Origin of the sequence: Hominiventricola aquisgranensis (assembly GCF_040096225.1) — a bacterium.
Lineage (GTDB): Bacteria > Bacillota > Clostridia > Lachnospirales > Lachnospiraceae > Hominiventricola > Hominiventricola aquisgranensis.
Map to the genome: position 1 here is coordinate 1 of NZ_JBBMFC010000041.1, position 11,561 is coordinate 11,561.

11 protein-coding genes are annotated in these 11,561 nt (G+C 45.9%); 9 read left to right on the forward strand and 2 right to left on the reverse strand.

Annotated features, from left to right (window positions below; all coding sequences use genetic code 11):
- Positions 1-235 (forward strand): hypothetical protein (locus WMO62_RS14650; RefSeq protein ID WP_349145136.1); only part of this gene is annotated, 235 nt, incomplete at its 5' end.
- Positions 236-308: 73 nt separating this feature from the next.
- Positions 309-761, forward strand: a complete 453-nt coding sequence (gene rpiB / locus WMO62_RS14655; RefSeq protein WP_117497040.1) for a ribose 5-phosphate isomerase B — start codon at positions 309-311, stop codon at positions 759-761.
- Between the two features lie 186 nt (positions 762-947).
- On the opposite strand, the gene WMO62_RS14660 is transcribed toward rpiB, so the two are convergent.
- Both WMO62_RS14660 and WMO62_RS14665 read right to left on the reverse strand, forming a co-directional pair.
- Positions 948-2,282: a Y-family DNA polymerase gene (locus WMO62_RS14660; RefSeq protein ID WP_349145137.1), complete on the reverse strand. Its 1,335-nt coding sequence runs from the start codon at positions 2,280-2,282 to the stop codon at positions 948-950.
- Positions 2,283-2,285: 3 nt separating this feature from the next.
- Positions 2,286-2,768: a YqeG family HAD IIIA-type phosphatase gene (locus WMO62_RS14665; RefSeq protein ID WP_349145143.1), complete on the reverse strand. Its 483-nt coding sequence runs from the start codon at positions 2,766-2,768 to the stop codon at positions 2,286-2,288.
- Between the two features lie 257 nt (positions 2,769-3,025).
- On the opposite strand from WMO62_RS14665, the gene WMO62_RS14670 reads away from it, so the two are divergent.
- The 7 genes from WMO62_RS14670 to WMO62_RS14700 all read left to right on the forward strand — a co-directional run bounded on the left by WMO62_RS14670 (position 3,026) and on the right by WMO62_RS14700 (position 11,373).
- Positions 3,026-4,156, forward strand: coding sequence for a hypothetical protein (locus WMO62_RS14670; RefSeq protein ID WP_349145138.1), 1,131 nt, complete (start codon positions 3,026-3,028; stop codon positions 4,154-4,156).
- 101 nt (positions 4,157-4,257) lie between these two features.
- Positions 4,258-6,000 carry an RsiV family protein gene (locus tag WMO62_RS14675; protein ID WP_349145139.1) on the forward strand — a complete coding sequence of 581 codons (1,743 nt, stop codon included), beginning with the start codon at positions 4,258-4,260 and terminating at the stop codon, positions 5,998-6,000.
- 177 nt (positions 6,001-6,177) lie between these two features.
- Entirely contained in the window at positions 6,178-7,647 is a 1,470-nt protein-coding gene (gene xylB, locus WMO62_RS14680; RefSeq protein ID WP_349145140.1) for a xylulokinase, read from the forward strand.
- A 123-nt stretch (positions 7,648-7,770) separates the two neighbouring features.
- Positions 7,771-8,052 carry an HPr family phosphocarrier protein gene (locus WMO62_RS14685; protein ID WP_118440054.1) on the forward strand — a complete coding sequence of 94 codons (282 nt, stop codon included), beginning with the start codon at positions 7,771-7,773 and terminating at the stop codon, positions 8,050-8,052.
- Between the two features lie 8 nt (positions 8,053-8,060).
- On the forward strand, positions 8,061-8,651 hold the full coding sequence (locus tag WMO62_RS14690) for a TetR/AcrR family transcriptional regulator (protein ID WP_117497030.1): 591 nt from the start codon (positions 8,061-8,063) through the stop codon (positions 8,649-8,651).
- A gap of 121 nt (positions 8,652-8,772) precedes the next feature.
- Entirely contained in the window at positions 8,773-10,299 is a 1,527-nt protein-coding gene (locus WMO62_RS14695; RefSeq protein ID WP_349145141.1) for a sodium/proline symporter, read from the forward strand.
- A gap of 153 nt (positions 10,300-10,452) precedes the next feature.
- The gene (locus tag WMO62_RS14700) at positions 10,453-11,373 is read left to right on the forward strand and encodes a DUF4760 domain-containing protein (protein ID WP_349145142.1); all 921 of its coding nucleotides are present in this window, start codon (positions 10,453-10,455) and stop codon (positions 11,371-11,373) included.
- The last annotated feature ends 188 nt before the right edge of the window (positions 11,374-11,561 follow it).

Below are 11,561 nucleotides of genomic sequence, written 5' to 3' on the forward strand. Positions count from 1 at the left end.
CATAAAAATAACCTCCAAACTGAGTAATTTTATCTTACATCAGTTTGGAGGTTTACACAAACTTTGGGATACTCCCGATCTGTCGGCTTATGCTAACCGTGCATTTGAAAAATTGAAAATGTATGCCAGCTGCCAGGTCATTCCGACAATCAATCTGTTAACAACTTACGAGACCGCATATCACCCGCTGGACTGCGAACAGGTTGAGAACATAATAAAGGAAACTTTTTTGTGATAGGATACACTGGAAAATTGTAACTACATCTGCTACAATAAAAACATCTTGAGTCTTGAGGAGGACGAGTAAAATGAAAGTGGGTTTTGGCTGCGATCATACAGCGATTGATCTGAAAAAAGAACTGATGGAGTACATGACCGAGAAGGGTTATGAGTGCGTAGACTACGGTGCATATGATGCAAAAGTTCGAGTAGATTATCCAGATCAGGGACAGAAAGTTGCAGAGGCTATTATTGCCGGTGAAGTTGAGAAAGGTGTTCTGATCTGTGGAACTGGTATCGGAATTTCTCTGGCGGCAAATAAAGTGCCGGGAATCCGCGCGGCAGTATGCAGCGAGCCGTATTCAGCTGAGATGACAGTCAGACACAACAATGCACAGATCATCGCATTTGGTGCACGTGTTGTCGGAAATGAGCTGGCAAAGAAGATTTTGGATGCGTTTTTCGGAGCAACCTTCGAGGGCGGCAGACATGCAGAACGTGTGCAGAAGATTTGTAACATCGAAGCAAAATATAATAAATAAGTATTTTATGTTCGTGTAAAAAGACGCTGCTTCTTGTAAATGTGGGGAGCAGCGTTTTTATGTGCTGAAATAGTCAGTCTGATCCCACGCTGATTGTTCATATACTAACATTTGTTTTGCGAAAATAGAAAATGTGGATATTATACGAAGAAGCCATCTGTCAATTTTGGCGGATGGCTTTTTCACTTATTCCTCCCGCCTCTGCCGATAGCGGCTTTTTTCTTTATTGAGACCGCCTGCCATATGGTTCATTTCGCCGTCGAGGAAGCGGGCGCGGCGCACACTGTCTTCGCCGTATTTTTTACGGATCTGATCGATGGCCTTATCAAGCTTCTCCTGTTTTTCATTTCTTGCAGTCTGGAAAAGGTCCAGCTGCTCGTACTCGGACTGTTCTGCCTTGGAAGTGAACACGCCGATCAGGCGGAGAGGCCTGCCATCCCATAATTCACGGAAAAGACGTCGGCTTTCTTCATAAATGAGATTTGTGGAATTGGTTGGAGTGCGAAGGCTGGTCTGACGACTTCTCTCAGTGAAAGAATTGTCCTTCACGTGCACGCCGACTACCGATATTTTCATATTATCCTGACGAAGTCTTGCACCAACGGTCTCGCACAGGGACAGGATCACCTGGCAGGCAGTTTCCATGTCAGTCACGTCATCCGGCAGTGTAGTCTCATTTCCATAACCTTTGTTTTTGGAAGATCTGCGCTCGAACACTGCCGCATCCAGTTCCCCGCCGTTGGCGTATTTCCAGATGGCACGTCCATGCTTTTTCAGATGCATTTCCAGAAGCCCCGGGTCGGTCCGCGCCAGCTCGCCGATGGTGTGGATGCCCAGCTTGTGCAGATGGGCTGCGGTAGTTTTTCCTACAAAAAATAACTCATCCACCGGAAGTGGCCACATTTTCTGCGGGATTTCCTCTGGAAAAAGGGTGTGTACCCGGTCAGGTTTCTGAAGCTCGCTGCCCATCTTCGCCAGTAAATGGTTGATAGAGATGCCGATATTTACTGTAAATCCAAGTTCCCGGTGGATCCGGTCCTTGAGCCTTGTGGCAAATCCCATCGGATCTGCCTGCGCTTCCTGGATGCCGGTCATGTCCATCCACGCTTCGTCGATGCTGTATTGCTGAATCAGCGGTGTGTATTCGTGGAGCATGCGGATCAGCTGGTCGGATTTTCGCACGTATAACTGGTAATTTGGCGGCACCACAACCAGACCCGGGCATTTGCGCCGGGCCTGAAAGAGTGGTTCGCCTGTGACGATCCCATATTGTTTGGCAAGTGTGCTCTTCGCCAGTACGATTCCGTGGCGGCTCTTCTCGCTGCCGCCGATGACAGAGGCGATCTCACGGATGTCGGTGGCCGGGGCGTTGACTGCGGCGTCGCTTGCAGGATCAGAGGTGTTTTTCTGGGTGAGGTCAGCACAGGATGCAGAGTCATCCACCCCACCTTCCTCCAACAGCCCGCATGCCGTCCATGACAGAAATGCAGAATTGACATCAATATGAAAGATGAGCTTCATTTTCTATCTCTCCTTTCGGAAAGGTCCCTCAAACCAGCGTTTGATCACGATTTGGATCTCATCGGTGGATTTGTCAACAGGCTGGGTCAGCATGGTGTAGATGCCAGCCCGGTTGGCTCCCCACACATCGGTGAAGATCTGGTCACCGATGAACAGGGTGTGCTTCGGATCGGTTCCCATTTTCGCCATGGCTTTATTGTAGCCTTCCACCTTCGGCTTGCCCGCCTTATAAATGTAGTCAGTCTGTACCTGCTGTGCAAAAGGCTTTACCCGCGCTTCGCCGTTGTTGGATACCAGCATGGTCTTCATGCCAAGGTTGTGGATCCGGGCAAAAAGCTGGATCGCCGCTTCGTCGGCCGCTGCGCCATGGGGAACCAGTGTATTGTCAATGTCGAAGATCACGCCGCCATAGGTTCTGGACAATTCTTCCCAGTTCAGTTCATAGACTGAGCGGATCAATTTATTCGGATAAAAATTCTGAAACATCATTTAAAGTCTCCTTTGATTGGTAATTCTATTGTACCTGTTCAGAGGGGATGTGGTCAATGAAAATGAGACAAAATTCACCCCCTCTCTTCCACAAAACTTAAGAAGTTTGTAATAGTTATATAATATATTCTTGCTATAATAAAAGCCTGAAATTCATATAATAAACAGAAGCAACGATACAAGCTGCGTGACCTTGGGTAGTTGCATACAGGGATCAGAGAGAACTGACCCTATAGATACGGGGGATTGCCTATATGAAGAAATGGAAAGAATATATGATGCTGGCGGTGCTGTGTATCAGCATGGTCGGATGTGGGAAAAAGGATTCTGGTTCGGAGCTTCTGACGGAGGTGCAGGAGACCGTGACGCCGGTGGAAGAGGTTGTGAAGCCGGAAGGAGAGGAGACGCCAGAGGGCATCAGGCTCCATGTATACAGTGGAGATGAGAGCGCAGAAAATATTGTGCAGCACACCGTCTATGTAAATGAGATCACAGAAAATACAGTGATGCGGGAGCTGACAGAGGCGTTGGAAATGGACGAAAATGCAGGGATCAACTCCATTTCTTTTGGAACTTACGGTGGGGACAAGGTCGTTATGCTGGATCTGAACCAGGCATTTGAAGAGTACGTGAACAAGCTTGGTTCTTCCGGTGAATATATTGTGATGGGAAGTCTGACAGATACATTTCTTGACTGTTACCAGAGTGAACTGCTGTTGGTGACAGTAGATGGAAAAGTGCTGAAGACGGGTCATAACATTTACGAGGAATATTTGGAAATGTATCCGTATACGGAGGCAACTTATCAGATCCGGGAGGAAAAGCTGACCGGAGACGGGCTGGAGATCTCCTGCCCGCAGATCGAGGGCTTCCGGGATGAACGGATCCAGGAAAAATGGAACCAGATCATGCTGGCAACGGAGCAGACAGTCATGGATCAGTGGGAGGGCAATGGAACTTATCGTGTGACTTACACGGTGAAGACCATGACTCCGGACACTTTATCGATCCTGATGGACGGTACGGTAAATACACCGGATACGCCAGAGGAATACACGTTCAAATACACCTACAACATTGACCTGAACACCGGTGAGAGCATTCGTCTGAAGGATCATGTGGATGTGGAAAAGCTTGCAGAAAATATGTTTGCAGGCACCGGTTATTATGTGAAGGAAGATCTGGCAGATTATTTCCGGGAACGGCTGGAAGCCATCTATGACAGTCCGGATGCGCTGGCGCAGTCATTGGCTGGCTATGATTACTCAGAAGACGGTACAGCACCGTATGGGTATTCTTATCTGGCGGATGGAAAAGTGTGGATCTGCATGGAAGTGCCCCATGCGCTGGGCGATTATATTGAGATCGAACTGGATACACAGTGATCCGGGCACACAGAGTTGCATTTGTAAAATGCACTATGGATGCACCCCTGATGGATACATGTATGACTTGGAATGGCGATATGCAAAAGAGGAGGAAACGTATGAAAAAGCGAATGTTATTACTTGGAATGGCCATATGGATGGCAGCCGCACTGGCAGGTTGTGGAAATGACACAATAGCCAGTACAGATCAGGCTACGGCAGCAGATCAGGAACAGTCAGAAAATGCGACCACAGAGACGCAGACCGATGGGTCACAGACGGATGCGAATATCGAACAGGCAGCAACCGGTGCCCCTCTGATCCAGATGGAGAATCAGCAAAAGGACTGGCACAGCGATGATGGCTCTAAGTGGCTGATGCATGCGGAGACACAGCAGCTCCAGGTGGAGATTCCGGGAAATGATGCAGCCGCTCAGAAAATCAATGACTGGTCAGAGGCTGATGCATCCACATTCTGGGAAAATGCAGAAAAGACATCGGAATATGCGGAAAATGATTTGGAGAGTATGAGTACGGTCTCCGGTATGGAAGATTTAGGTACGTACTCCTACTATTACAGTAGTTTTCAGAGTTATAATGTGATGCGCGCAGATTCTCAGGTGATTAGTCTCAGAAGCTACAATAATGATTATACAGGTGGGATTCATGGCGATTATGCATATTATGGAACCACCTTTGATACCATGACCGGCGAAGAACTGAAGATCCAGGACATTGTGGCAGACATGCCCTCGTTCCGTCAGCAGGCCACAAAGGATATTGATAAATATCTGCAGGAAAATTACAGCGATGGATTATTTGAAGATTATCAGGATACGGTAGAACAGATCTGGGAAGGTGAGGATGGATTTAACTGGTACTTGAATGAGTCGGGGATCATGGTCATCTTCAATCCTTATGTAGTAGGTCCGTATGCTATGGGAGCCGTGACCGTGCCGCTTCCATACAGCTCCTATGCTTCTTACCTGAATCCGGACTATACTACGCCGGAGACCATATCTGCAGGAAATGGGGAGTTGATGGAAGAAACCGTCACAAAGATCCGCACCAGCAGGCTGGGAGGCGGGGCGCAGCAGACCGAAAACAGTGACGCAGCAGTGGCTCAGACAGACTCTGGAAACAGTGACGCAGCAGTGGCTCAGACAGGATCCGGCAACACCCCGGTGAACTACGGCGATCTCAACGTCTACATGGATCAGAAAAATGAGTTTGGCGGTGGAACCCTGACCATTGAATTGAATGAACAGAAAGAGCAGACCGAATATTTTGACCGCCTGTGTGACAGCCAGATCCTCTACCTGGAGGATGGCAGAGTGTTTGTTCTGCTGGTTGCAGATCATGCATCCGATGACTACGAACTGTTTCTCTATGAAGTGACGGACGGCAAACTGAAGCTTAAAGATCAGCAGGATAATCTGTTCATCGGTGATGGCAGTGTCTCTGCCGGCGGCCGCAAAAATGGAATGCTGATGCTTAAGAAAAATGTTAACGTGTTTGGCAGCTATCAGTGCAGCATGACATACAGCATTGGCGACGATGGAAAATTAGTGCCGGATGAGGAATTTTTCCAGGTGGATATAGATAATTATCCATATAGTGTGTTGACGGTGACTAGGGAGCTTCCTGTATCTGTCAATGGCGGACAGACTACGCTGCAGACAGGCACACAGATCCGCATCACCGGCACCAACGATGCAGGAATCGCTCTGTTTGAGACGACGGATGGAAAAGTATCTGGTGAGATCCATTATACAGAGCCGGAAGGTGACTCTGAATTCTATCACAAGATCAACGGCATCACCGAAGACCAGTATTTTGAATCCATTCCATATGCGGGATAGAGAATATACAAGACAAATATGTGTAATCATAAAGACCCGGGAGAATCAGAGATTCTCCCGGATCTTTATGGAATGTTCTGTAAAAATTATATACAAACGGTTGAAAAGAGAGTCTGATAACGGTAATATAATAACAAAACGCGGGGAAGGGCGATAAAGTAAAGAGGAGGTTATAATATGCTTTATATTGGAGTGGATTTGGGGACATCTGCAGTTAAATTGCTTCTGATGGACGGAGAAGGACAGATCAGGAAGATTGTTTCCAGAGAATATCCTATTTATTTTCCACATCCGGGCTGGTCGGAGCAGAATCCGGAGGACTGGTTTGCAGGAACGATGGACGGACTGAAAGAACTGCTGGATGGTTGTGACAGATCAGAGGTAGCAGGTATCAGTTTTGGCGGACAGATGCACGGATTGGTGATCCTGGACAAGGAGGATCAGGTGATTCGACCGGCACTTTTGTGGAACGATGGCCGTACTTATGAAGAATGCGATTACCTGAACAATGTGATCGGAAAGGAGAAGCTTTCTGAATACACAGCGAATATTTCCTTTACCGGATTTACCGCACCGAAGATTCTGTGGGTAAAGAATAAGGAACCAGAGAATTTTGCACGGATCGCAAAGATCATGCTTCCGAAGGATTATATTGCTTATCGGTTGTCCGGTGTACACTGTACGGATGTATCAGATGCATCCGGTATGCTGATCTTCGATGTAAAGAACCGCTGCTGGTCAAAGGAGATGTGCAAGATCTGCGGAGTCAGAGAGAATCAGCTTGCAAAGGTCTATGAATCCTATGAGACCGTGGGAACCGTGCTTCCGGCGATTGCAGACGAGCTTGGAATTCCGCACACAGTGAAGGTGGCAGCCGGAGCCGGAGACAATGCGGCGGCAGCAGTGGGAACCGGAACTGTTGGTGATGGAATGTGCAATATTTCTCTGGGAACCAGCGGAACGATTTTTATTTCCTCTGAAAAATTTGGCGTAGACAAGCACAATGCCCTGCATGCGTTTGCTCATGCAGACGGACATTATCATCTGATGGGATGCATGCTCAGTGCAGCTTCCTGTAATAAATGGTGGATGGATGAGATCATCGGGACCAAAGACTATGCCCAGGAGCAGAAAGCTATCACAAAGCTTGGCGAGAATCATGTATATTTTCTGCCGTATCTGATGGGCGAGCGTTCCCCGCATAATAATCCGAATGCAAGAGGAACATTCATTGGCATGACGATGGATACCAGCCGGGCGGATATGACGCAGGCAGTATTGGAAGGTGTGGCATTTGCACTGCGGGATTCTCTGGAGGTGGCAAAATCACTGGGGATCAAGATTGAGCGCACCAAGATCTGTGGTGGTGGAGCCAAGAGCCCGTTGTGGAGAAAGATCATTGCAAATGTCATGAATCTGAAAGTAGATATGATCGAGAGCGAGGAAGGACCGGCACTGGGCGGAGCCATGCTGGCAGCTGTTGCCTGCGGAGAATATGAAAATGTGGAAGCGGCAGCAGATAAGCTTGTGAAGATCATCGGCACTGTAGAGCCGGAGCCGGAACTGGTAGCAAAATACGAAGAGAGATATCAGCAGTTCCGTCAGATCTACCCGGCATGCAAGCCGTTGTTTGAGATCATCAAATAAGATGAAGTAAAAGGCAGTAAGCCGTTACGGAATTGTTAACAATATATGAAACTTCTACAGAGTGCGTGCAGACGCACTCTGTTTATGTTATACTAGGAGCTGTATGACAGGGGGAAACTGATTATGGTAAGTAAAAATATAACTGTACAGAATGAAGAAGGAATCCATTTGAGACCGGCGAGCATGCTGGTAGACCAGGCAAACAAATTCCGTTCCCGCATCAGACTGCAGAGCGGTGAACATGAGAGAAACTGTAAGAGTCTTATGAGTCTTCTTGCATTTCCAATCTGCCCGGGAACAGAAGTGACGATCCAGTGTGAAGGTGAAGACGAAGAAGAGGCACTGAAGGCAATGTTGGATTGTATTCATAAACTGAAGGAAATACAACCGGAAACAAAAGGGTAAGTCTCAGAATGGCTAAGAAAAATCTCAAGAAAACCAAGAGTAAGATCGTATCTGCTGCATGGAAACTGTTCTATGAGCAGGGGTACGAGGACACGACCATAGAGGAAATCATTGAAGAGTCCGGGACTTCCAAGGGATCTTTTTACCATTATTTTGAAGGAAAAGATGCACTGCTCGGTTCTCTTGCCTATATGATGGATGAGAAATACGAGGAACTGGAGCCGACGATCGCAGATGATGCAGACAGTTACGAGGTGCTGTTATATCTGAACCGTGAACTGCTGACCATGATTGAAGAGACCATTAACATGGAGCTTCTGACCCGGCTTTATTCCACGCAGCTCACCACTCACGGTGACCGGCCGCTGCTGGATCATGGCAGGACGTATTATAAGCTGCTTCGGAAGATCATCACCCGTGGACAGGAGCAGGGAACGCTCCGGGCAGATATGCGGGTCAATGAGCTGGTGCGCTATTATGCCATGTGTGAGCGGGCGCTTCTGTATGAATGGTGTCTGCGGAAGGGCGAATACTCTCTGTCAGAAGAGGCAGAGTGTAAATTTCCGATGATGATTGCAAGTATGAAGACGAAAAACTAGAATAAAGTCTATACTTTACTCTGTATTGTATCCTGTTTTATATTGTGCTAGAATGCATGACATATGCGAAAATAAAGTATTTTTTGCAGAAAATAAATATAGAACGTGAGGGAGAACAAGAATGAGTACTATACAGATCTTGATGCTGGCGACAATTCTGGTCTATCTGATTGGAATGGTAGCCATCGGTGCAGTTCTGGCAAAGGAGAACCGGACTACCGACGATTTTTATCTTGGAGGCAGAAAATTAGGCCCGTTTGTGACGGCCATGAGTGCAGAAGCATCTGACATGAGCAGCTGGCTTCTTATGGGACTTCCGGGAGTTGCATACCTGACAGGTACTGCAGATGCTGCATGGACAGCCATTGGTCTTGCCATCGGAACCTATGTAAACTGGCTCCTGGTTGCAAAACGTCTTCGTAATTATACCCATGTGTGTAACAATTCCACCACGCTGCCGTTGTTCTTTTCTAATCGGTATCGTGATGAAAAGAGAGCACTGTCTGTGATCGCAGCAGTTCTGATCATTATTTTCTTTGTACCCTATACCGCATCCGGTTTTGCTGCCTGCGGAAAATTATTTGCAAATCTGTTTGGTCTTGATTATGTTCCGGCTATGATCATCAGTGCGATTGTGATTGTGGCTTACACGACTCTGGGCGGATTTCTGGCAGCAAGTACCACGGACTTTGTACAGAGTATCGTTATGACACTGGCGATTATTGTGGTATTTGGTTTTGGTATCACGAAAGTCGGAAGCTTTGAGGCAGTTATGGCCAATGCGCAGTCCATGGCAGGATACTTCAGTCTGACACAGATCCATGATGCGGCAACTGGAACAGCATCACCTTATGGAATCCTGACGATCTTCTCCATGCTGGCATGGGGACTTGGATATTTTGGAATGCCTCATGTACTGCTTCGTTTTATGGCAATTGAAGATGTAAAGAAGCTGAAGCTTTCCAGAAGAGTGGCAACTGTATGGGTTGTGATCTCCATGTTTGTTGCAGTCTTCATCGGAGTAATCGGTAATGCAATGTCCAAAGTCGGCGTGATCCCGACACTGGAGGATCCGGAGACCATCATTATCGTGGTGGCAGGCGTGATCTCTCAGCATGGTGTGCTGGCTGCTATCGTAGCAGGTCTGATCCTGGCAGGTATTCTGGCAGCGACCATGTCCACCGCAGATTCTCAGCTTCTGGCGGCATCCTCCAGCGCTTCTCAGAATATTCTGAAAGAAGTATTTATGAAGGATATGAGTGAGAAGACCGGTATGCTGATCGCGCGTATCACCGTTCTGATCATTGCTCTGATCGGTGTATTTATCGCAAGAGATCCGAACAGCTCTGTATTCCAGATCGTATCCTTTGCATGGGCAGGTTTCGGTGCTTCCTTCGGACCACTGGTTCTGATGGCACTGTTCTGGAAACGCTCCACTCTGCAGGGTGCACTGGCTGGTATGGTCAGCGGTGGAGTTATGGTATTTGTATGGAAATTCCTGATCCGTCCCATGGGTGGCGCACTTGGAATCTACGAGCTTCTTCCGGCATTCCTGGTTGGCCTGGCTGTGAACGTGATCGTCAGCCTTCTGACTCCGGTTCCATCCAAAGAGATTCAGGACGAATTTGAGAAAGTGGCTAAGATGTAGTGTGTGTAAATAAAAAAGTGGCGATCGTTAAAAGACCGCTGCTTTTTTTTACGGATTTCGAAAAATCGAAAGCTGATTTCGCAAAAACAAAATCATAAAACCTGTTTTTATGCTACTATAATAGCAGCATATAGAAACGGAGAGATAAGATGAATGACAAAGAACGATACAGAGAAGCAGTTTTATAAATCTCGTAAATTTTTAGTTTTAGTTATTTTATTGGGTCTTTGTATTTTTGAAGTAATGATGGTGAGATGCTTATATTATTATAAGCTGGTCAATTTTCCGTGGATAGAAACAGCATATTATGTATCGCAAATCGCAAGTAGTTTATTTGTTAGTGGAGGTGTAATTGTTGCTGTATGGCAATATTATTTGTCGCGTAAAAGCACAAAGATAGATCTGGAATTAAGTCAAGTTCAACGGGCAATTGATCTATCCGAATATTATAAAGATAATATTTTAATCTATCTTCCGGCAATTAAATATGTTTTTGATCAATCAGGAGCAACAAAGATTCTTGATACGATTCATACTGAAAGTATGCAGCGTTTCGATAAAGCAGAATTAGAAAGGCTGCTTACACCCAATCAGATAAAGGGGTTACAGCAATTACAGAAATCTTCTGATTTTTTGAAAGCTGTTTTGGAAGCAAATGATATTTACAATTTGAAAATGAATATTCGAGGGGAAGAAGAGGAACAGATAGTAGCAGGAAAGAAAAAACGTGTTCTTAAGATTGATTCTACTTCTGTAAGCATTGCATTTATGTCGAATCTGATCAACCGTGTATTAAATAATATGGAATATTTTGCATTACATTTCAGGCATTTTACAGCAGATGAAACAGTAGTCTATCAATCACTTCATCAGACATATATCAAGTTTATGCCATATTTTTATTATTACATTGCAAGAGCAAATGAAAATTCGACAGATAAATTGTATACAAATGTAATTTGGTTATACGGAAGCTGGAAAAGTAAAAGCATTTCTAAAAATGAAGAGCATGCTGAAAATGCGGATTCGTTAATTGATGTTGGAACGACTGTAAGTCGATATCAACATAATTGACATAACAACTAAAATGGAATATTATAATATCATATAAGATGCATATTCATCTAAAGGAGGTACGCTATGGGTGTTGGAGGAACTACAGTTTTTTGAATGATATAATAACAATAAGGGGCTGTAAAATAAGTCCCTAATATAAGAAACGCCAATTCCGGCAAATGTCGGTTTTGGCGTTTCTTTGTATT

Excerpts from the sequence above, each read along its gene's own strand:
- WMO62_RS14675 (WP_349145139.1), top strand. The coding sequence starts at position 4,258 with ATGAAAAAGCGAATGTTATTACTTGGAATGGCCATATGGATGGCAGCC.
- WMO62_RS14700 (WP_349145142.1), top strand. The coding sequence starts at position 10,453 with ATGACAAAGAACGATACAGAGAAGCAGTTTTATAAATCTCGTAAATTT.
- WMO62_RS14670 (WP_349145138.1), top strand. The coding sequence starts at position 3,026 with ATGAAGAAATGGAAAGAATATATGATGCTGGCGGTGCTGTGTATCAGC.
- WMO62_RS14690 (WP_117497030.1), top strand. The coding sequence starts at position 8,061 with ATGGCTAAGAAAAATCTCAAGAAAACCAAGAGTAAGATCGTATCTGCT.
- WMO62_RS14685 (WP_118440054.1), top strand. The coding sequence starts at position 7,771 with ATGGTAAGTAAAAATATAACTGTACAGAATGAAGAAGGAATCCATTTG.
- rpiB (WP_117497040.1), top strand. The coding sequence starts at position 309 with ATGAAAGTGGGTTTTGGCTGCGATCATACAGCGATTGATCTGAAAAAA.
- WMO62_RS14695 (WP_349145141.1), top strand. The coding sequence starts at position 8,773 with ATGAGTACTATACAGATCTTGATGCTGGCGACAATTCTGGTCTATCTG.
- xylB (WP_349145140.1), top strand. The coding sequence starts at position 6,178 with ATGCTTTATATTGGAGTGGATTTGGGGACATCTGCAGTTAAATTGCTT.
- WMO62_RS14660 (WP_349145137.1), bottom strand. The coding sequence starts at position 2,282 with ATGAAGCTCATCTTTCATATTGATGTCAATTCTGCATTTCTGTCATGG.
- WMO62_RS14665 (WP_349145143.1), bottom strand. The coding sequence starts at position 2,768 with ATGTTTCAGAATTTTTATCCGAATAAATTGATCCGCTCAGTCTATGAA.